Here is a 21,037-nt window from a genome sequence, read left to right on the forward strand (position 1 = left end):
GGAGCATCGCCATGAGTTTCCAGCAAGGTTTGAGCGGACTGAATGCCTCTTCCAAGGCCATCGACGTCGTCGGCAACAACATCGCCAACTCCGGCACGGTCGGCTTCAAGGCGGCGAACACGGCGTTCGCCGACGTCTTCGCCGCGACCATGAACGGCAGCAACCAGATCGGCATCGGCACCTCGATCGCCAGCGTCAATCAGCAATTCACCCAGGGCAATATCACGGTCACCAACAATCCGCTCGATCTGGCGATCAACGGCCAAGGGTTTTACCGTCTCTCCAACAACGGCGCCATCACCTGGACGAGGAACGGCCAGTTCAATGTCGACAAGGACGGCTACATCGTCAATGCCAATGGTTACCGGCTGACCGGCTATCTCGCCAATGCCCAGAACGTGATCGTGCCCTCGACGCCGGCGGAGATCTTCATCAACACCGCCGACTTGCAGCCCCAGGCGACGGGAAGCAGCCCGGCCGGCACCGGACTGCAGATCGGATTGAACCTCGATTCGCGCTCCGCTGCCATCACGGCAGCCTTCGACATCAACGATCCGACGACTTACACCAGCTCGACCTCCGCCACAGTCTATGACTCGCTCGGCAATGCGCATCTGCTATCGCTCTATTTCGTGAAGACGGGGCCGAATGCCTGGAACGTCTATAGCAACCTCGATGGTGGCACCCCTTCGGCAGCGACGGCGATCGCTTTCGATGCCAGCGGCAAGTTGACGACCCCGGCCAATGGCATCATCCCGCAATCACATGCGGTGACCACAGGGGCGACTTCGCCGCTGGCCTTCGATCTCAATCTGACCGGCTCGACCCAATACGGCAACATCTTCGGCGTCAACAGCATCACCCAGGACGGCTATGCCTCCGGCCGACTGACCGGGCTTTCCGTGGCCGCCGATGGCACGATCCAGGGGCGCTACAGCAACGGCCAGACACGTGATCTCGCCCAGGTGGTGCTGGGCAATTTCAACAATCCGAACGGTCTGGTTTCGCTGGGCAACAACCAGTGGGGCGAAACGGCCGACTCGGGCCAGCCGCTGATCGGCGTGCCGGGCTCGGGCTCGCTCGGGGTGATCCAGTCGGCGGCAGTCGAGGAATCGAACGTCGATCTGACGGCCGAGCTGGTGAACATGATCACCTACCAGCGGCAATACCAGGCCAATGCACAGACCATCAAGACGCAGGATTCGATCCTGCAGACCTTGGTCAATCTGCGCTGAAACTCGGCGCTGACGGGACGGCACGATGGATCGCCTGATCTACACCGCAATGACCGGCGCGAGCGGCATCCTCTCGCGCCAGGCAGCCGTCACACACAACCTCGCCAACGTCACCACACCCGGCTACCGCGCCGAGGAGCACCGCCTGCGCGCGGTGCAGGTGCTCACGCACAACGCCGCACCTGCCGCGCTGCCGACGCGCGCCTTTGCGGTGGATGCCAGCACCCACAGCGATTTCAGCGCAGGGGCGATGAACTACACCGGCAACGCCACCGATGTCGCGGTCAAAGGCCGTGGCTGGATCGCGCTCGCCCTGCCCGACGGCAGCGAAGCCTATACGCGCGCCGGCGGTTTCGAGATTTCGGAAAACGGCCTGCTGCAGACCAAGAACGGTATCCCGGTGCAGGGCGATGGTGGCCCGTTGAGCATCCCGCCGGATTCGCGCATCACCATCGAGCGCGACGGCACGGTCTCCGTGGTGCCGGCCAGCGGCGCACAAAACACCGTGAATGCGGTTGGCCGCATCAAGCTGGTCAATCCGCCGGAAGCCGATCTGGTGCGCGGCCCCGATGGCCTGTTCCGGCTCAAATCCGGCGATCCTGCGCCGCAGGACGAGACCGTGACGCTCGCTCCCGGCTATCTCGAAAACAGCAACGTCAATCCGGTCGAGCAGATGGTGGCGATGATCTCGCTCGCCCGGCAGTTCGAAATGCAGATGCGCGTGATCACCGCGGCGGAAGCCAACGACCGTGCCGCCACGCAAGTGCTCACCCCGCGCTGATGAAAGGATGAACAAATGATCCGTTCCCTGTGGATTGCCAAGACCGGCCTGGATGCCCAGCAGACCAATCTCGACGTCATTTCGCACAACCTGGCGAACGTCAGCACCAATGGCTACAAGCGTCAGCGCGCGGTGTTCGAGGACCTGCTCTACCAGAACCTGCGCCAGCCGGGCGCGCAATCGACGCAACAGACGCAGATTCCTTCCGGCCTGCAACTGGGCGTCGGCGTGCGCACCGTCGCCACCGAGCACATCCACACCCAGGGCAATCTGCAAAAGACCGAAAACCCGCTCGACATCGCGATCAACGGTCAGGGCTTCTTCCAGATCCAGATGCCCGACGGCACGCTGGCCTACACGCGCGACGGCGCCTTCCAGCGCGATAGCACCGGCCAGATCGTCACCTCGAGCGGCTATCCGCTCTCGCCGGCCATCACCATTCCCGCCGATGCGATCAGCGTGACGATCAGCCGCGACGGCATCGTTTCGGTGCTGCAGGCCGGTCAGGCGACGCCCACCCAGGTCGGCAACATCCAGCTGGCGACCTTCATCAACAACGGCGGATTGCAAAGCATCGGCGAGAACCTCTTCGTCGAAACCGCCTCGTCCGGCACGCCGACACCGAACACACCGGGCTCGAACGGTGCGGGCCTACTCAATCAGGGCTATGTCGAAACCTCGAACGTCAATGTCGCCGAGGAACTGGTGACGATGATCCAGACCCAGCGCGCCTACGAGCTGAATTCCAAGGTGGTGTCGACCTCCGACCAGATGCTCGGTCGGCTCACGCAACTGTGAGGCAGATCATGAAAACCTTTTTTACCGCACTGCTCGCCGGGCTGGCGCTGACCGGCTGCGTGACGACGACACCGCCGACCGCGGTGCATCAGCCGATGACCGTGCGGCCGGAGCCGCGCGTCGCCACCACGCCCAGCAACGGCAGCATCTACAATGTCGCCACCGCCCGACCGCTGTTCGAGGACCGGCGCGCGCGCTTCGTCGGCGACACGCTGACCATCAACATCACCGAGAAGACTGCGGCAGCGAAGAAGTCGGACACCAAGGCCGACCGCGGCTACGACACCAAGCTCGGCGTGCCGACGGTGGCCGGCCTGCCGTTCAAGACCGTGCAGGGCACCACGCTCGCCGCCAACAGCGCCACCAAGTTCGAAGGCTCGGGCGAGAACACCTCGTCGTACAACTTCACCGGCACGCTGACGGTGACGGTGATCGAGGTGTATCCGAACGGCAATCTGCTCGTCTCCGGCGAGAAGCAGATCGGCCTCAAGGAAGGCGAGGAGTTCATCCGCTTCTCCGGCGTGGTCAATCCGGACACCATCACGACGGCCAATACCGTGCAATCGACCCAGGTCGCCGATGCACGCATCGAATACAAGGCAAATGGCTTTCTTGATTCGGCCCAGGTCATGGGCTGGCTTGGGCGATTCTTTCTCAGTTTCCTGCCCTTCTGATCCGGGAGCCTTCACATGAGCACCGTGCATAAATTCCTCATCGGCGTGATGTGGCTGTTCGCCATGCTCATGGTGGCCGATGCCGCGCGTGCCGAGCGCATCAAGGAGATCGCGACGATTTCCGGGGTGCGCAACAACCAAATCGTCGGTTATGGCATCGTCGTCGGCCTCGATGGCACCGGCGACCAGACGACGCAGACGCCCTTCACGGTGCAGGGCATGATCAACATGCTCTCGCGCATGGGCGTCAATCTGCCACCGGGGCAGTCGTTGCAGTTGAAGAACGTCGCAGCCGTCATGGTGACGGCCGAGCTGCCGCCCTTCGCGCGCATCGGCCAGCCGCTCGACGTCACGGTCTCGTCGATCGGCAACGCCAAAAGCTTGCGCGGCGGCACGCTGGTGATGACGCCGCTCAAGGGCGCCGACGGCCAGGTGTATGCGATGGCACAGGGCAACGTCGTCGTGGTCGGCGCGGGCGCCGCGGGCGGCGGCGCGAAGACGACGGTGAATCATCTGGCCGCCGGGCGCATCGTCAATGGTGCGACGGTCGAACGCGAAGTGCCGCTCTCGCTCGCCCAGGGCGACAGCATCGATTTCGAGCTCAAGCGCAGCGATTTCGGCACCGCACAACGCGTGGCCGAAGCGATCGATCAGGCGATGGGGTTTGGCGTCGCGACCGCGATCGATGGCCGTCGGGTGCAGGTGAGACTCCCGGCTGCGCCAGAGGCACGCGTCGCCTTCCTGGGCAGGATCGAGAACCTCGAAGTGACACCGGTCGAACTGGCGGCCAAGGTGATCGTCAATGCGCGCACCGGCTCGGTGGTGATGAACCGCGCGGTGACCATCGAAGAGTGCGCGGTGGCGCATGGCAATCTCTCGGTCACCATCGCGCCGCAGACGAACGTCAGCCAGCCGGCGCCGCTCTCCGCCGGCCAGACGGTAGCGACTACCAACACCAACATCGACATCAAGCAGGAAGAGCGTCAGCTCATCCAGCTCAAATCCGGCGCCAATCTCGCCGATGTGGTCAAGGCGCTCAACGCCGTCGGCGCCAATCCGCAAGATCTGATTGCGATCCTGCAGGCGATGAAGCAGTCGGGATCATTGCGTGCCGAACTCGAAATCATCTGATACGAGAGGATTTGCCAGCATGTTCCGGCGATCGGCGCCGGAGGAAGCAGGCAAGCTTGCGGCATGAATCCCGCGATTCCCTCGGTGTTCGATGCCCAGGCGCTGACGGCGCTGAAAAGTGGCCTGCGCAAGGACGATCCGCAGGCGTTGCGCGCGGCCGCGCAGCAGTTCGAAGCGCTGTTCCTGCAGATGGTGATGAAGTCGATGCGTGCCGCCGCACCGCAGGATGGACCCTTCGACAGCGACCAGACGCGCTTTTATCAGGAGCTGCTCGACGCCCAGCTCGCGCAGGTGATGGCCAGCAAGGGCGGCACTGGACTCGCGGCGCTGATCGAGCGCCAGCTCGCGCCCGTTGCGGGCGGCGCCGTGAGCGAGGAGGGCTTACCGCTCACGCCTCCGCAGACACCGCTGCCATTCGGCTCTGGACGTGCCTATCCCTTGCCCGGCACGGAAAGGGCTGCGCCGGGCTTTCCACTCTCGGGTAGCCCAGTGCGGCCGGCTGCGCCGGCAAGCGCCAAGGGTGCCGTCCCGCCAGCGCCGACTTTCCGAAGCGAGTCGGCGCCCGGCGGGACGTTTCCATTTCCGCCAGCGCCGAGTTTTCGAAGTGACTCGGCGCCCGGCGGGACATCCTCATTTTCGACCGAGCAGTCTTCCTTCGTGGCGAATGTTTGGCCGCATGCGATCGAGGCTGGGCGGGCGAGCGGCATTCCGCCGCAGTTCATCGTCGCCCATGCGGCGCTGGAGTCCGGCTGGGGCAAGAGCGAACCCCGTTTTGCCGACGGCCGGCCGAGTTACAACCTGTTCGGCCTCAAGGCGGGCAGCGGTTGGACGGGCGCCACCATCGAGGCAGCGACCACCGAATACGTCAATGGCGTTGCCGAGCGGCGCATCGAGCGCTTCCGCGCCTATGCCTCCTATGCCGAGGCCTTCGCCGATTACGCCCAACTGCTCGCCGGCACGCCCCGTTACGCGCGGCTCCTCGGCAACACGGATGCCGCCGGCTTCGCGCAGGGCCTGCAACGCGCCGGTTATGCCACTGATCCGGACTACGCCGGCAAGTTGCTGCGCGTGCTACGCGCCTTCGGTTGATCACCATGACGCCCCTGCAGCAAGCCTATCTCACCAAACTGCATGCCACCGCCGCGGCGAATCTCGAGTTTTTCAAGCTCAACATGCCGCAAATCTATCAGCGCATCGTCGCGGCGAGCCCCCTGCCCACGCTGGACATCTCCGACCAGGGTGACCTCGCCCTGCGCTATCCAGACGGGACAATGAAACCCGTCACGCCTTATTACGTCGCGCAGGAAGCCCGTTTTGCCGAGTTCGCTGACCTCAAGACCCGGCCGCAGCTGCTGGCCTTCCATAATCTACGCGCGGTGTCGGAGCAACCTTCCTATGGCGACATGCAGCGCTATCACTATTCGAATCTCGATGTCGAGTTTCGCAATCGTGTTTGTCGGCATTTCGTCGAGCACTACCCCGATGCGACCGGACTCAACCGCTATCCCGTGTTCGGCTCGGCGAAGGGCATTCCATTGCTGCTGGTACTGGGCAGTGGCCTGGGGGGGCATCTGGACCGACTGGTATTGGAATACGACGTCCGATATTTGGTCGTGATGGAGACCGACGAGGATGCCTTCCGCGTCTCGCTGTTTTTCCAGGACTATGTGCAGCTCTCCCGCCTGGCGATGGAGAAGGGCACCGATCTGGCCTTCATCCTCGGGCCGGACATCGAGCACATCACCCGTGGCCTCATGGGGATGTTGCGCCAGTCGCTGCCGCCCTTCATCGTGCATGGCGCGGCCTTGTTCTACGCCATGCCGGAGGGGGAAAGGCTGGAAGCGATCAAAACCTCGGTCACCGACACCCTGTGGCAGATGTTCTTTGGGCTGGGTTATTTCGACGATGAGCTGATCGGCATCCGCCACACCTTCCGCAATCTGGAGAAGCAATGGCCTGCCTATCTGGCGACCCGCGTAGTGGACGAGGAAGCAGTCGCTTTCATCATCGGCTCGGGGCCCTCGCTGGATGGCCTGCTGCCTCTGTTGGAGAAATACCATGATCGGGCGGTTCTGATCAGCTGCGGCACCGCTTTGGGGCCACTGGCGCACGCCGGCATCGTGCCGGATTTCCATGTCGAAAAGGAACGGCCAGGCATCGTCTATGAGGTGATCACGCGCACGGTGCCGGAGGCATTCCGCAAGCAGGTGCATCTGTTGGGGCTCAATGTCGTGATGCCCGAAGTGTTCGATCTGTTTGGCGAGGGCACAGTGGTGATCAAAGAAGCCGACACCATGGGCAACCTGCTGCGTCAGCGAGCCGGCATTGCCGCGCCGGCACTGGATACCCAGCCAACGGTCTCCAACATGGCGATGAGTCTGGCCTTGAGCCTGGGCTTCAAGCGCATCTATCTCTTTGGCGTGGACATGGGCTATCGGGATACCGAACGGCATCACTCGCGCCATACCGCTTATCTCGGCAAACTGCCGGAGGCCGAACATTTGAAGCGACTGCTTTCCAAGCGGCCTACCCAGGAGAAAACCGTGCCGGCGAATTTCGGTGGCGAGGCCCACACCAACAACATCCTGGAAGTCTCCAGGCTGCATTTGGAGGTAGCCTTGCTGGCCCATCCCGGCGTGCGAGTATTCAACTTGAACGACGGTGTGGCCATCGAGGGCGCGATGCCGCTGCTGCCAGAACAGATGGCGCTGGATGCCACGGTTGAAAAATGGCAGGTTTTGGAGCAAATCCGCTCGTCGAGGCGGCACCTCGCTATCGATCCGGAGAAACTGGCGGCGATGCTCCTCGAGGAAATCGATGATTTCATTTCTCCGCTTCGGGAAATCGTGTCTCGTCCGCGCTTCACCCGCCACGACGTCATCGATACCATCATCGAGATCTATCGTTACGTGCATGGGCAAATCGGCAAGACGGCGGCTAGCGACCTCTACCGCGGCCTGATCCTGATGCTACTCAGCCTCACCTACAATGCCATCTCCCTCATTGCCGATGAAGACGAGGCGGTGGCCAAGGCGGAATTCGATTTCCTCAATCTCCTCGATGCCCTCGAAACGGGGCGTGCCAAAGTGCTCGAAAACTTACCCGGCTGACGATTGGACAGGGACAAGCAAGGACAAGCAAGCCATGACACGAGTCGATCCATTGCAGGAAGTCAAGTTGAGCAAACGGCTGGATGCCGCGGCGGAGGCGCTGGCTCAGGGCCGCTTGGATGAAGCCGAAGCCAGCTACGCCGCGCTCGTGCAAGCATGCCCCGAACGGGCCGCCGTCTGGCGTGGCCTGGGGGTGCTGCGCGTGCAGCAGGGACGCCTCGCCGAAGCCGAGGAGGCGCTACGTCAGGCGATCCAGCTCGCGCCCGAAGATGCCGGCATCTGGAACGATTTGGGAGAAGTCTTGCGGGTCGCCGGCAAAACGACCGCGGCGGGAGAGGCGTTTGACAATGCCTTGCGGCTGCAACCCGGGCATGCCCAAGCGCTCAACAATCTCGGGGTGCTGCTGATGCAAAGCGAGTCCGACCGCGCTCGTGAATGTTTCTTGCGGGCCATCGAGCAGCATCCCGAATTCGCCCATCCCTACAACAACCTGGGGGTGCTGATGGAATGGCAAGGCCGCATCGATGAGGCTTTGCGCTGCTACGAGGCCGCCGTGGTGGTGAAGCCGGATTTCCAGGATGCCCTGGAAAATTATCACGACCTCCTGGAACGCCAGCCCGAACTGTTGTCCGCCACCCTCGATCGCCTGCTCAAGCTGGCCGAAGATGCGCAGTCCCGGCCGAAAGCCTGAGACGACGCGAGGCGTTAGCGAAAAATCCAAATAGACGCTAAAGTTCCTGCCGAGGCTGTCGATAATGCCCATGCACCCGGACATTCGTCCGGCAAAATGGGGCGGGGGAGAATCCCCCGCAGGACACATCCAGAATAGGAGCTAGCAAAATGGCACAAGAAGTCACCCTCACCGCTGCGATGCGGGCCAATCTCATCAGCCTGCAAAACACCGAAGTGCTGTTGAATCGCACTCAGGAACGTCTGGCAACCGGCAAGAAGGTCAACAGCGCGCTGGACAATCCGCTCAACTTTTTCGCCGCTGCGGCCCACATGCAGCGCGCGAGCGACCTGAGCGAACGCAAAGACGGCATGGGCGAAGCGATCCAGACCATCAAGGCTGCCAACAACGGCATCGAAGGCATCAAAGCCTTGCTGGCGAACGCCAAGGGTCTGGTGGAAGCGGCGCGCACATCCACCGATACCAGTGTCCAGGAAAAACAGTTCGAGGAAGTCATGGCGCAGATCTCGCAACTGGTGCAGGATTCTGGCTACAAGGGCACCAACTTCCTCAATGGCACGGGCGTCAGTCTGGATGTGCTGTTTAACGAGACCGGCACCAACAAACTCACGCTGACCGGTTTCGATGGCAACGCCACTGCTCTCGTGGCGACGACATTCACAGCTACTTACACCGCGGTTGCAATTACCGACGTGATAGGTACTAATGTCACCTTCGGCGCCAGCGGCTCCAATCTGAACTATGTTGCCGCGGCCATCACCTCGGCGATGAGCAAATTGCAGTCCGAGGCCTCCAAGCTCTCCAGCAACCTGGCGATCATCAACGCGCGGCTGGACTTCACCAACCAGATGGTGAATACGCTCAAGGAAGGCGCGGACAAGCTGACGCTGGCCGACACCAACGAGGAAGGCGCCAACATGCTGGCCCTGCAGACCCGTCAGCAACTCGGCGTGACCTCCCTGTCCCTGGCTTCCCAAGCGGCGCAATCGGTGCTGCGTCTGTTCTAAACTCTCCGCCGGATCGCGTGGCTGCGGCCGCGCGATCGCGGGAAAATGGGAAAGGCCGTGGCGGGGAAAGATTCGCCACGGCATTTCCATCTTCCCGCACGGACTGACGAAGGGAGCCGGACATGGTGCAAGAGGCGAAATCGGTATTGGCTGCGACCCTGCCGCCAGCGGCGGGCTGGCAGCCGGCCGTTCAATCCGCTCCGCCTGTCCAGGCCAATCGCGCCGATCCGTCCCCGCGGGCGGCCGAAGTCACGGACGCGCCATTTTCCCGCCAGTCTGCCGCCTACGCACGGCTGCAGGCGTCCAAGGACGGGCTGCAGAATGCCGCGCTGGCCGATCGGCAGCGTCTGGCCGAAACGGAAACCGTCCGCGATCTGGCGCGGCAGATGCGCGCCAACCTGATGGCCATCGTCAAGAACTACCCGCCATTCCCTCCCGAAAGCGAGGAGAGGCGGCGCTATCTCGAACTGGCGATCGGCATCCGCAAGCAGATGGAAGCCCTGATCGTGCCGCCGCCGCTGAAGGGCGAGGCGGCGCCGAAGGCGGGGCCCCTGATGCCGCAGGACCTGCCGCAGCTTACCCTGCAGGCGAGCGATGCCGAGGTCGCAGCCGCCGCTCGGGCGCTGGACGCAGTGGGTTCCAGCCTGACGGGTTTTGGCGAGGAAATCAGGGCACGGTGGGCTGAACCGGTAGCGCCGGCGGTGGCGCGAGACTTGAGCGCCGCCACGGCGGGGCAACTGGCAGCGCTTCCAGGGGGCATCGGCACGACGGATCGGATGCGGGGCTGAGGTGACGCTGAAGATCAGTCTCAAGGCAGGTGAGCGGCTTTTCGTGGGGGGGGCGGTCATCCAGAATGGCCAAACCCCTTGCGAATTGCTGATCCTCAACGACATCCCGCTGTTGCGGGAAAAAGACATCCTCACCGAAAACGAGGCGAACACCCACTGCCGACGCATCCAGCTGTGCGTGCAGCTGATGTACATGGATACGCCGAACCTTTCCGGGTATCAGAAAAAATACGCGCAGCTCGTCGAGGAATTGCTGGTGGCTGCGCCGAGCACGGCTGCCTTGGTGGCCGAAATCAATCATCATCTGGCCTTCGGCCAGTATTACCAGGCGCTCAAGAGCGCGAAGCGTCTCGTGGCCTACGAAGAGGAACTGATCCGTCATGTCCAATCCGCTTGATGCCTACCGCAGCGTCGAGAAAGCAACCATGAGCGGGCGCGATCTCGAAGCCAGTGTGCTACTCAAGGCGGCGCAAAAGCTCGTCGAAGCGCAGCACCGGCTGGCCGGCGAGAAAGACCTGCAAACGCTCGATGAGGCCCTGCGTTACAACCAACGGGTCTGGACGCTGTTCCAGAGCGAGATCAGCGAACCGACCAATCCGTTGCCACAGCCGATCAAAGACAATCTCCTGGCGCTGATCGGTTTCATCGATCGTCGCACCTATGCGCTGATGGCCGATCCCGTTCCGGAGCGGATCGGCGTGTTGATCGAGATCAACCGCAACATCGCCAGCGGCTTGCAGGCCGGATCAGGCACGGTTCCTGCTCAAGAAACCGCGGGATAGTCGCCGCGGCAATTCCTGCCGCCCTCCCGGCCTGATACCGCCGCGCCGCCCGTCCCGAAGCGATTCTCAAGAAAGGGCGTCCCATGAGTACCCTGTCGATCGGTGTTGCGGCCTTACGTAATGCAAGCGTTGCGCTGGCAACGACCAGCCACAACATCGCCAACGTCAATACGGAAGGTTACCGCCGGCAAAACGTCATCTTCGCCAACAATCCGCCGCTGTTCTCCGGCAGTGGCTTCATCGGCCAGGGCGCGCAGATCGTCACGGTGGAACGCAGCTACAACCAGTTCCTCGAACAGCAGCTCACCCAGGTCGATGCACAGAACGCCTATTGGCAGAAAAAGGCGGTGGCGCTGGGGCAGATCGATGCCGTTCTCGGTGATCGTTCCGCCGGTCTCTCGGCGGCATTGCAGGGGTTCTTCGCCTCATGGAGTGACCTCGCCAATGATCCGGCCGGCACGGAAGCGCGCCAGGGGGTGCTGGGCGCCGCCCATACGCTGACCGATACGCTGAATGCACAGGGTGCCTATCTGGCCAGTCTGCAGGAGGGCGTCAATGCCGATGTCACGAGCCTGGTGAGCCGTGTCAATGATCTCGCGCGCCAGGTCGCGGAGCTGAACCAGCGCATCGGCGCCCTGCAAGGCGCCAGCGGTCATCCAGCCAACGATTTGCTGGATCAGCGCGATGAGGCCTTGGCGCAATTGAACCGCCTGGCGGGGGTTTCCGTGGTTCGTAACGGTGATGCCGATTACAGCGTGTTCATCGGCGGCCAGGCGCTGGTATTGAATGACACGGTCAATCCGCTCGTTGCCCAGGCTTCGCCCTACGATCCGACGCGCATCGAAGTCTATGCCGGGACGACGGCACTGTCGCGGCCGGGAAGTCTGGGCGGCGAGTTGGGTGCCTTGCTCGACTACCGGCAAGAGAGCCTCGATCCGGCCCAGAACGCCTTGGGCCGTATCGCCTTGGCGGTCGCGCAACAGGTCAATACCTTGCATCAGTCGGGCAGGGACCTCGCCGGGAACCTGGGCGGCTCGTTCTTTACCGATCCGACCAACTTGCCGCAAACTTTCGCCGCCCAGAGCAATACCGGCTCGGGCGTGCTAACGGCGACACTGGCGAATTCGAGCCAGCTCACCACCAGCGATTACGAACTGCGTTTCGACGGCGCCCAATACACACTGCGTCGCCTGAGTGACGGACAGACGTGGAGTGACGCCAGTCTCGCGACCTTGTCCGCGACCGCAGCGCAGGGCTTCACGCTGACGATGGCCGGTGCGCCAGTCGCCGGAGACGGTTTTCTGATCCGGCCGACGGCGGCAGCGTCGATCAATCTTGGCGTGGCCATCACCGATGCGAGCAAGATCGCCGCCGCCGACAACGCCGCATCGCCGGGCGACATCCTCGACAATCGCAATGCTCTCGCCATCGCTGCGCTGGGCAGCGATCGCAGTGTCATTGCCGGCAACAACGGCTTCGAGAGCGCCTACGGTGCATGGGTGAGCGAGATCGCCCATGCGACGGCACTGGCGAAGTCGCAAGGCGCGGTGTTCGACAACCTGCTAGAGCAGGCAAAGGCCGCCCAACAGGCCCAATCGGGCGTCAATCTCGACGAGGAGGCGGCCAATCTGATGCAGTACCAGCATTACTACCAGGCAGCAGCCCAGATGATCAAGGTGACCGAGAAGCTGTTCGAAACCATTCTGTCCCTGTGAGGTGGCCAATAATGCGCATTTCGACTTCCCTGATTTACGAGCGCAACACGATGGCGCTGCTTGCCAAGCAGGAGCGATTGTCCAACCTGCAACAGCAGCTCGCCACGGGGCGGCGCATTCTGACCCCCGCGGACGATCCCTCCGCTGCGCACCATGCGTTGCAGCTCGCGCGCAGCCTCGGGCAACTGGCGACGTTCACGCAGAACATGCAAATGGGCCAGTCGCGCCTGAAGCAGGAAGAAACGGTGCTGCAGGCGGCGCGGGGCGTCCTCGATGCGGCGCGCAGCGCCGGCATGGGGGTGCAGATGCAAACCGACATGGCGCGACGCAACGAAGTGGCCGACTATCTCACCCGGCTGCGGGAGGATCTGCTCGCCTATGCCAATAGCCGCGACGGCAATGGCGACTATCTGTTCGCTGGCTCGAAGGGGGGCACGGCACCCTTCCAGCTTTCCGGCACGACGGTCAATTATGTCGGGGATGCATTCCAGCTCGAAGTCGCCATCAGCGAGAACCGCAAGATCGCCGCCTCCGACCCGGGCGATGTCGTCTTCAGCATGGGCGGGCCAAACGACCCCTTCGCCGCGCTCCAGCAGTTGATCACCGATCTGCAGAATCCCGGCCTGACCGGCGCGGCCTATACGTCGGCGATCAGCAATGGGGTCGCCCAGCTCGACGCCGCCTTGCAGCAGGTCGATGCGATCCGCAATGCGGTGGCCAACCGGATGAACGAAATCTCGACCGCCCAGTCCGTCGCCACCGCGATGCGCAAACAGTTCGAAGACGAGCTGCAAAAAGTGGAAAGCGCCGATACGCAAAAAGTGGCGGTCGAGCTGCAGCTCCAGCAGATCTCCCTGCAGGCTTCCCAGCAAGCCTTCGTCAACGCAAGCCAATTGTCCCTGTTCAATTACCTCTGATGTTCAACGGCAAATCGATCCTCATCACCGGCGGCACGGGGTCATTCGGCCGCGCCTTCATCCGTGCCATGCTCGAGCGCTACCGGCCGCAACGGCTGATCGTGTTTTCACGCGACGAGCTGAAGCAGTTCGAAATGCAACAAACTTTCGCTGCGCCCTGCATGCGCTATTTCCTGGGCGACGTGCGTGATCGCGACCGACTCGTGCAGGCGATGCGGGGGGTGGATTACGTCGTCCATGCCGCAGCGCTCAAGCAGGTGCCGGCAGCCGAATACAACCCCACGGAATGCATCAAGACCAACATCCACGGGGCGGAAAACGTGATTCATGCCGCGCTGGCCAACGGGGTGGCGAAAGTGATTGCGCTGTCCACCGACAAGGCGGCCAATCCGATCAATCTCTATGGCGCTACCAAGCTGGCCTCCGACAAGCTGTTCGTCGCCGCCAACAACATTGCCGGCAGCAATCCGACGCGATTCGCAGTGGTGCGCTACGGCAACGTGGTCGGCTCGCGCGGCTCGGTGGTGCCGTTCTTTCGCAAGCTGCTGGCGGAGGGGGCCCGTGAGCTGCCGATCACCGATGTGCGCATGACGCGCTTCTGGATCAGTCTCGATCAGGCCGTCGATTTCGTCTTCCGCAATTTCGCACGCATGCAGGGCGGCGAGATCTTCGTGCCGAAAATTCCTTCGGTGCGTATCGTCGATCTCGCCGAGGCGATGGCGCCCGGCGTGCCGCACAAGATCATCGGCATCCGCCCGGGCGAGAAGCTGCATGAAGTGATGTGCCCGGCCGACGATTCCCACCTGACGCTGGAGTTTCCCGACCATTTCGTGATTCGCCCCAGCATCCGGTTTTTCGGGCTGGACTGTGATTACACCCGCAATCTGCTCGGTGAGTGCGGAGCACCCACCCCGGCGGGCTTCGAATACAACTCCGGCAACAATCCGCATTTCCTCGGCGTGGACGAGATCCGCGCCTTCAATGCGGCTGCGGGCGCATGATCCCTTACGGTCGGCAGGACATCGACGAGCGCGATGTCGCAGCCGTCGTCGAAGTGCTGCGTTCCGAGTGGTTGACCCAAGGGCCCGCAGTGCCCCGTTTCGAACAGGCCGTCGCCACCCATTGCGGGGCTTCGCATGCCGTCGCGGTCAACAGCGCCACCTCCGCGCTGCATCTGGCCTGTCTGGCGTTGGGGCTGGGGCCGGGCGATTGGCTGTGGACCAGTCCGATCACCTTCGTCGCCTCGGCCAATTGTGCGCGTTACTGCGGCGCCGGCGTCGATTTCGTCGACATCGATCCACGCACCGCCAACATGAGCGTCGTGGCGCTGGCGGAGAAGCTCGAACATGCGACGAAAACCGGCCGCCTGCCGAAGATCGTCGTGCCGGTACATTTTGCCGGGCAACCCTGCGAGATGGCCGCGATCCATGAATTGAGCCAACAGTATGGTTTCAGGATCATCGAGGATGCCTCGCACGCGATCGGCGCGCGTTACCGCAACGAACCCGTCGGCAACGGCCGTTTTGCCGACATCACCGTCTTCAGTTTCCACCCGGTCAAGATCGTCACCACCGGCGAAGGCGGCATGGCGCTGACCAACGATCCCGGGCTTGCCGAAACGATGACCTTGTTACGCAGCCACGGCATCACGCGCGATCCGGGCCGAATGGATCATGAACCGGATGGGCCGTGGTACTACCAGCAGATCATGCTGGGCTACAACTACCGGATCACCGACATCCAGGCGGCATTGGGTTTGAGCCAGTTACAGCGCCTGGAGGCTTTCCTCTCCCGCCGCCGAAGACTCGCGGCGCGTTATGAGCGGGAACTGGCGGGTCTGCCGCTCACCTCCCTCTGGCAGCATCCCGAAACGCAGTCGGCCTGGCATCTCTATGTGGTGCGTCTAAAGCTTGATGCGATCGGCAAGAGCCATCGGCAAGTGTTCGAGGCGCTGCGCTCGGCCGGCATCGGCGTCAATCTGCACTACATCCCCGTGCATACCCAGCCCGACTACCGGCGGCTGGGTTTCCAGGCCGGGGATTTCCCGGCGGCTGAACGCTATTACGCCGAGGCGATCAGCCTGCCGATGTATGCGGCGCTGAGTGAGGCCGAGCAGGATCAGGTCATTGCGGCGGTGAAAGAGGTGTTGCAAACATGAGGCTTGCCGTCATCCCCGCCCGCGGCGGCAGCAAGCGCATTCCGCGCAAGAACATCCGGCCCTTTGCCGGCCTGCCGATCATTGCCTGGTCGATCCGTGCGGCGATCGAATCGCGCTGTTTCGATCGCATCCTCGTCAGCACCGATGACGAAGAAATCGCGGCTGTCGCGCGCGCGTTCGGCGCCGAAACCCCGTTCCTGCGGCCGCGCGAACTCGCCGACGACCATACTGGCACCATCCCGGTCGTCGCCCATGCGATCGACTGGCAAAACGAGCAGAGTATGCCGGCCACCGAAGTCTGCTGCATCTATGCCACCGCTCCGTTCGTTCGGGCGGAGGATCTGCAAAGAGGCTTGCAGGTGTTGCAGGAAAGCGGCGCGGAGTATGCCTTTTCCGTGACCACCTATCCTTTCCCGATCCAGCGTGCGATCCGCATCACGGCGGATGGACGCGTGGAAATGCTCCAGCCCGAACATTTCCATAGCCGCTCGCAGGATCTCGAAGAAGCCTGGCACGATGCCGGCCAGTTCTATTGGGGCAGAGCTGCGGCCTGGCTGGCAGGCAAGCCATTGTTTTCCCATGATGCCGCACCGGTGCCGCTGCCGCGCCACCGGGTGCAGGACATCGATACCCTGGAAGATTGGGAACGTGCCGAATGGTTGTTCAAGGCGCAGCAGCTGGCGGCAGGCGGCCGATGAAGGTCCTCATCCGCACCGACGCCTCGTTCGAGATCGGCACCGGCCACGTGATGCGCTGCCTCACCTTGGCCCAGGCATTACGTGAAAGGGGGGCTTGGTGCCGTTTCGTCTGTCGTGCGCATCCTGGCCATCCCATCGACAAGATTCGGCAGCAAGGCTTCGAGGTCCATGTTCTGCCCTATCATGCCGACTGGCAGCCAGTGGAGGCCAGACCCGCCCATGCCGCCTGGCTGGGGGCCGATTGGGCGACCGACGCCGAAGAGACGAAAATCGGCACTGGCGGAAATGAGAGCGTCCCCCCGGGCGCCGACTCGCTTCGAGAAGTCGGCGCTGGCGGAAAAGAAAACGTCCCGCCGGGCGCCGAGTCACCGCGAAAACTCGGCGCTGGCGGGACGGCACCCGACTGGCTGATCATCGACCACTATGGGATCGATGCGCGTTGGGAAGCGGCGCTGCGCCCATTCGTGAAGCGCATCCTGGTCATCGACGATCTGGCGGATCGGGCGCACGATTGCGACCTGCTGCTCGATCAGAATCTCGGTCGCCAAACCCAAGATTATGCAGATCTGGCACCTCATGCCCAATTGTTACTGGGGCCGCGGTATGCGCTACTCCGATCGGAATTCGCGCAGTGGCGTACCTACAGTCTCGGCCGTCGTGAGAGGCCACAGCTAAAACGCCTGTTGATCTCGATGGGCGGGGTCGATAAAGACAATGTCACCGGCAGGGTGCTTGCGGGATTGCGCCATTGTGATCTGCCGAAAGATACGGAAATCACCGTCGTGCTGGGCAAGAATGCGCCATGGATAAACGCAGTCAAGGCACAGGCCGAACAGCTCCCGTGGCCGACAAGAGTGCTCGTCGATGTAGACAACATGGCAGAACTGTTGGCGCAGAGTGATCTGGCCATCGGCGCGGCTGGAAGTTCGGCATGGGAGCGATGTTGCCTGGGGGTGCCGACGGTCCAAGTGGTCTTGGCTGAGAATCAGGCTAGCATTCATTCAGCGCTATTGACTGCGGGCGCGGTTTTGCCGTGGTCTCTTTCTTCGTCATCGTTTGGAGCAGCGCAGCCGTTGTCGTTGGCGTCGATTGAACAGAAAACTCTGCGGGATATTTCCGTGGCAGCAAGCAGAATCTGTGATGGGCAAGGTGTAACGAGGGTGGCAGATTCGATGATGAGGATGCACGATGAAAATCAGCCTGCTGTGTAGTGACCCCACTCATCCGGTCATTCCTTATCTACAAGCATGGGCAAACGCCCAAAGCGGCACACATCAAGTTTCTCTGGTCAGCAGAAAAGATCAGCTGCCAGGAGGCGACGTCCTGTTCTTGATTTCATGCACAGAGTTGGTAGGCCCAGCCGAAAAAGCCAAATATTCGGCGAGCCTGGTGCTGCATGCCAGCGACTTGCCCAAGGGTCGGGGATGGAGCCCGCATATTTGGGAACTTCTGCAAGGCGCCGACTTCATCACGCTTTCCCTGATCGAAGCCGATGAGCCGGTAGATTCTGGAAGAGTCTGGAAAAAAACGAAAATAAATATCCCGAGACATGCGCTTTGGGATGAGATCAATCATGCTTTATTTAGCGCGGAAGTCGAACTGATCGATTACGCAGTCAAAAACTTTGATGACATCGAACCAGTCGTCCAGGATGAGAAACAGCCTGCCACTTACTATCGGCGGAGAACGCCGGAGGACAGCCGCCTCGACATCCATAAAACCATTGCCGAGCAGTTTGATCTGATCAGGGTGTGTGATCCTCAGCGCTACCCGGCCTTTTTCGACCATTTGGGTCATCGTTACATTGTTAAGCTCGAAAAAGTTTCGTGACAACCTCCATTCACATCGCAGGCAGATCAATCGGTTGGGGAAGTGCTCCATACCTGATCGCCGAACTCTCCGCCAACCACAACGGTTCGCTCGAACGCGCGCTGGCGACGCTGGAGGCCGCAAAGCAGGCCGGCGCCGATGCGGTCAAGTTGCAGACCTATACCGCGGAGACGATGACGCTCGACTGCGACCTGCCGGATTTTCAGATTCGCGGGGGGCTGTGGGACGGCTACACGCTTTATTCGCTCTATCGCGAGGCGGAAACGCCGTTCGAATGGCATCGCGTGCTGTTCGAACATGCAAGGCGGCTTGGCATCACGATCTTTTCCACGCCGTTCGATGAAAGCGCCGTCGAGCTTTTGGAAGGCCTGGACGCGCCCGCCTACAAGATCGCTTCCTTCGAGAATACCGATCTGCCGTTGATCCGGGCGGTGGCGAAAACCGGCAAGCCGATCATCCTGTCGACCGGCATGGCCAGCCTCGATGAAATCGCGGAGGCCGTGGATACCGCAAAAAGCGCTGGTTGCGACCAGATCGTGCTGCTGCATTGTGTCAGCAGCTATCCGGCGCCGATTGAGCAAGCCAACCTGCGCATGATTCCGGCGTTGGCCAATCGTTTTGCCGTGCCGGTCGGGCTTTCCGATCACACGCTGGGTACGACGGCGGCGGTGGCCGCGGTGGCGCTCGGCGCCTGCGTGATCGAAAAGCATTTCACGTTGAGTCGCGCCGACAAGGGGCCGGACAGCGAATTCTCGTTGGAGCCGGAGGAATTCGCCCGTCTGTGCGAAGAGGCCCGGGCGGCCTGGCGGGCGTTGGGCTCGGCCGACTTCGTGCGCCCCGCGGCGGAGTCCGGCAGCAGGGTGTTCCGCCGCTCGATCTATTTCGTGCGCGATCTGCCGGCGGGCAGCATCGTCGGGCCGCAGGACATCCGCCGCATTCGCCCCGGCTACGGTCTGGCGCCGAAGCATTTCGACGCGTTGATCGGCCGACGCCTGAAAGTCGCCGTGACACGCGGCACACCGACAAGTTGGGAGATGTTCGATGAATGAGCGTACCTGTCTTTCTGGGAAGACGATTTCGGCAGGGACGTTGCTGCTCGTGGCGCTGGTGATGGCTGGCTGCACGCAGAATCCCGCTGCCGTGAAAGCCACGGGTTCGGTGGGCAACACGGTGGAAAGTTTGGCCAATACCAGCAGCAAGGTCATCGGCGGACCATTGATCCCGGACAGCGTGATCCAGATCGGCCCGTCGGTGTCCTACCCGCTCGAAAAGCTGGTCTATTGGGGCCTGTATGTCGGTGCCGCCTGGCTGATCGTCGATCCGCTGGCGCCGAACTGGGAGATCGAGGAAGCGCGCCTGCCCGACGATTACGTGCATTTCTCGCTGAAGATGAAGCGCATCTACAGCGGTGGCGCCGGCGAGGCGCGTGCGGTGCTCGATCGCCGCGCCAAGGCCCTGGTGCGCGAAGGCGGGTATCAGGGCTACGAGCTCGTCGAATATGCCGAACGGCTCGATTCTTCGGTGCTCGGCTCGCAGCGCAAGGCCGAGGGTGTGATCCGGCTGCTCAAAAAGGTTTCCTGATCAGCCCGCAGCGCGCATGATCTGCGCCATGACGCGGAATGCCTGATCGAACAGGCGCTCGAGCGCCGAGCCGAAATAGGGGATCGAGAACATCAGCACGGCGAAGCCGGCCGCCAGCGTGACCGGGAAACCCACCGCGAAGATGTTGAGCTGCGGGGCGACACGCGCCAGCACGCCCATCGCCAGGTTGGCGATCAACAACGCGGTGATCAATGGCAGCGCGAGCAGGATGCCGAAAGAAAACATCACCGAGGACCAGGTCAGGAGGGCACCGATCCCGCCCGTTCCGAAAGGCACCGTGCCGACCGGCAGCAGGCGAAAACTCTCGGCCAGCGCCGCGAGCGTCAGCAGATGGCCGTTCAATGCCAGGAAGATCAGCATTGCGACGAGGCCGAGGAATTCGGCGACCACCGGGCTCTGGCCGGCATTCTGCGGATCGTAGAACATTGCGAACGACAGGCTCATCTGCATGCCGATCAGTTCGCCGGCGACGTCGATCGCAGCGAAGGCGATGCGCAGGCTCAGGCCCAGCATGAGCCCGATGACGATCTGTTGCGCGAGGATCGCGAAGCCCAGCCAGGAGCCGGCTGGCACGGCAGGCATCGGCGGCAGCGTCGGCACGACGGCGAGCGTGACGATCAGGCCGACGGCCAGGCGCACGCGGCGTGGCTGGGCGGCATTGCCGAAGATCGGCGCCAGCGACATCAGCGCCAGGATGCGCGCGAGCGGAAAGAGGAAGGCGTTGATCCAGGCGTCGAGCTGGGCGCTGGTGATGCTGATCATCCGATCAGACCGGGAATCGAGCCGTAAAGGCGCTGCACGTAATCGGTGAGCACCGTGATCATCCACGGGCCGGCAAGGATCAGCGTGACGAACACGGCGATCAGCTTCGGCACGAAGGACAGCGTTGCCTCGTTGATCTGTGTCGCAGCCTGGAAGATCGAGACGATCAGGCCGGTGGCGAGTGCCGCGATGAACAGCGGCGCCGAGATCAGCAAGGTGATTTCGACGGCCTGGCGGCCGATGTCGATGACGGTGGAAGGTGTCATGAACGTTCCTTTCTAGGATGAAACGCCTTGACAGCCGACCGCAACCACTTGCGTTTGATCAACCGGCGGGTGGCCGAGGTCGGCGATGCGGC

At 62.5% G+C, this 21,037-nt stretch carries 23 protein-coding genes; 21 read left to right on the forward strand and 2 right to left on the reverse strand.

The annotated features are described in order from the left end of the window. Positions 1-11: 11 nt before the first annotated feature. From flgE to M52SOB_RS03290, 21 genes are all read left to right on the forward strand, one after another. Positions 12-1,235, forward strand: a complete 1,224-nt coding sequence (gene flgE / locus M52SOB_RS03190; protein WP_131110541.1) for a flagellar hook protein FlgE — start codon at positions 12-14, stop codon at positions 1,233-1,235. Positions 1,236-1,260: 25 nt separating this feature from the next. Further along, positions 1,261-2,016, forward strand: coding sequence for a flagellar basal-body rod protein FlgF (gene flgF, locus M52SOB_RS03195; RefSeq protein WP_131110542.1), 756 nt, complete (start codon positions 1,261-1,263; stop codon positions 2,014-2,016). A 15-nt stretch (positions 2,017-2,031) separates the two neighbouring features. Further along, the gene (gene flgG / locus M52SOB_RS03200; RefSeq protein WP_131110543.1) at positions 2,032-2,814 is read left to right on the forward strand and encodes a flagellar basal-body rod protein FlgG; all 783 of its coding nucleotides are present in this window, start codon (positions 2,032-2,034) and stop codon (positions 2,812-2,814) included. An 8-nt stretch (positions 2,815-2,822) separates the two neighbouring features. After that, positions 2,823-3,488 carry a flagellar basal body L-ring protein FlgH gene (locus M52SOB_RS03205; RefSeq protein WP_131110544.1) on the forward strand — a complete coding sequence of 222 codons (666 nt, stop codon included), beginning with the start codon at positions 2,823-2,825 and terminating at the stop codon, positions 3,486-3,488. A 15-nt stretch (positions 3,489-3,503) separates the two neighbouring features. Beyond that, positions 3,504-4,619 carry a flagellar basal body P-ring protein FlgI gene (locus M52SOB_RS03210; RefSeq protein ID WP_431306331.1) on the forward strand — a complete coding sequence of 372 codons (1,116 nt, stop codon included), beginning with the start codon at positions 3,504-3,506 and terminating at the stop codon, positions 4,617-4,619. A 63-nt stretch (positions 4,620-4,682) separates the two neighbouring features. Further along, positions 4,683-5,708, forward strand: a complete 1,026-nt coding sequence (flgJ, locus tag M52SOB_RS03215; RefSeq protein ID WP_131110545.1) for a flagellar assembly peptidoglycan hydrolase FlgJ — start codon at positions 4,683-4,685, stop codon at positions 5,706-5,708. Positions 5,709-5,713: 5 nt separating this feature from the next. Then, on the forward strand, positions 5,714-7,729 hold the full coding sequence (locus tag M52SOB_RS03220) for a motility associated factor glycosyltransferase family protein (protein ID WP_131110546.1): 2,016 nt from the start codon (positions 5,714-5,716) through the stop codon (positions 7,727-7,729). A 34-nt stretch (positions 7,730-7,763) separates the two neighbouring features. Then, complete coding sequence (locus M52SOB_RS03225) at positions 7,764-8,420, forward strand: tetratricopeptide repeat protein (protein WP_172601735.1); 657 nt, start codon at positions 7,764-7,766, stop codon at positions 8,418-8,420. A gap of 149 nt (positions 8,421-8,569) precedes the next feature. Further along, positions 8,570-9,427, forward strand: coding sequence for a flagellin N-terminal helical domain-containing protein (locus tag M52SOB_RS03230; RefSeq protein WP_131110548.1), 858 nt, complete (start codon positions 8,570-8,572; stop codon positions 9,425-9,427). Positions 9,428-9,549: 122 nt separating this feature from the next. Beyond that, positions 9,550-10,215, forward strand: a complete 666-nt coding sequence (locus tag M52SOB_RS03235) for a hypothetical protein (protein WP_131110549.1) — start codon at positions 9,550-9,552, stop codon at positions 10,213-10,215. A gap of 1 nt (position 10,216) precedes the next feature. Further along, positions 10,217-10,612, forward strand: coding sequence for a flagellar biosynthesis repressor FlbT (locus M52SOB_RS03240; protein WP_131110550.1), 396 nt, complete (start codon positions 10,217-10,219; stop codon positions 10,610-10,612). Continuing rightward, positions 10,596-10,997: a flagellar biosynthesis regulator FlaF gene (gene flaF / locus M52SOB_RS03245; protein WP_131110551.1), complete on the forward strand. Its 402-nt coding sequence runs from the start codon at positions 10,596-10,598 to the stop codon at positions 10,995-10,997. Before M52SOB_RS03240 ends, flaF begins: the two co-directional genes overlap by 17 nt. 83 nt (positions 10,998-11,080) lie before the next feature. After that, complete coding sequence (flgK, locus tag M52SOB_RS03250; RefSeq protein WP_131110552.1) at positions 11,081-12,712, forward strand: flagellar hook-associated protein FlgK; 1,632 nt, start codon at positions 11,081-11,083, stop codon at positions 12,710-12,712. Positions 12,713-12,723: 11 nt separating this feature from the next. After that, positions 12,724-13,629, forward strand: coding sequence for a flagellar hook-associated protein FlgL (gene flgL / locus M52SOB_RS03255; RefSeq protein WP_131110553.1), 906 nt, complete (start codon positions 12,724-12,726; stop codon positions 13,627-13,629). Then, positions 13,629-14,630, forward strand: a complete 1,002-nt coding sequence (pseB, locus tag M52SOB_RS03260; RefSeq protein WP_131110554.1) for a UDP-N-acetylglucosamine 4,6-dehydratase (inverting) — start codon at positions 13,629-13,631, stop codon at positions 14,628-14,630. The genes flgL and pseB overlap by 1 nt, the downstream gene beginning before the upstream one ends. Further along, positions 14,627-15,787, forward strand: a complete 1,161-nt coding sequence (gene pseC, locus M52SOB_RS03265; RefSeq protein ID WP_131110555.1) for a UDP-4-amino-4,6-dideoxy-N-acetyl-beta-L-altrosamine transaminase — start codon at positions 14,627-14,629, stop codon at positions 15,785-15,787. Before pseB ends, pseC begins: the two co-directional genes overlap by 4 nt. Continuing rightward, on the forward strand, positions 15,784-16,485 hold the full coding sequence (pseF, locus tag M52SOB_RS03270; protein WP_131110556.1) for a pseudaminic acid cytidylyltransferase: 702 nt from the start codon (positions 15,784-15,786) through the stop codon (positions 16,483-16,485). The genes pseC and pseF overlap by 4 nt, the downstream gene beginning before the upstream one ends. Continuing rightward, complete coding sequence (pseG, locus tag M52SOB_RS03275; RefSeq protein WP_131110557.1) at positions 16,482-17,696, forward strand: UDP-2,4-diacetamido-2,4,6-trideoxy-beta-L-altropyranose hydrolase; 1,215 nt, start codon at positions 16,482-16,484, stop codon at positions 17,694-17,696. The genes pseF and pseG overlap by 4 nt, the downstream gene beginning before the upstream one ends. Continuing rightward, entirely contained in the window at positions 17,674-18,315 is a 642-nt protein-coding gene (locus M52SOB_RS03280) for a UDP-glucuronic acid dehydrogenase (protein ID WP_131110558.1), read from the forward strand. Before pseG ends, M52SOB_RS03280 begins: the two co-directional genes overlap by 23 nt. After that, positions 18,312-19,364 (forward strand): pseudaminic acid synthase, encoded by a 1,053-nt coding sequence (gene pseI / locus M52SOB_RS03285; RefSeq protein ID WP_131110559.1) that lies wholly within the window; start codon positions 18,312-18,314, stop codon positions 19,362-19,364. Before M52SOB_RS03280 ends, pseI begins: the two co-directional genes overlap by 4 nt. Further along, complete coding sequence (locus M52SOB_RS03290; protein WP_131110560.1) at positions 19,357-19,896, forward strand: hypothetical protein; 540 nt, start codon at positions 19,357-19,359, stop codon at positions 19,894-19,896. Before pseI ends, M52SOB_RS03290 begins: the two co-directional genes overlap by 8 nt. Here the strand turns inward: M52SOB_RS03290 and fliR are convergent, their stop codons facing one another. Together fliR and fliQ are read right to left on the reverse strand one after the other, a co-directional pair. Next, a complete protein-coding gene (gene fliR / locus M52SOB_RS03295) occupies positions 19,897-20,679 on the reverse strand; it encodes a flagellar biosynthetic protein FliR (protein ID WP_131110561.1) in 783 nt (260 codons plus the stop codon). Then, entirely contained in the window at positions 20,676-20,945 is a 270-nt protein-coding gene (gene fliQ / locus M52SOB_RS03300; RefSeq protein WP_131110562.1) for a flagellar biosynthesis protein FliQ, read from the reverse strand. Before fliQ ends, fliR begins: the two co-directional genes overlap by 4 nt. Between the last annotated feature and the right edge of the window lie 92 nt (positions 20,946-21,037).

The sequence above is a fragment of the Sulfuricystis thermophila genome (assembly GCF_004323595.1).
Lineage (GTDB): Bacteria > Pseudomonadota > Gammaproteobacteria > Burkholderiales > Rhodocyclaceae > Sulfuricystis > Sulfuricystis thermophila.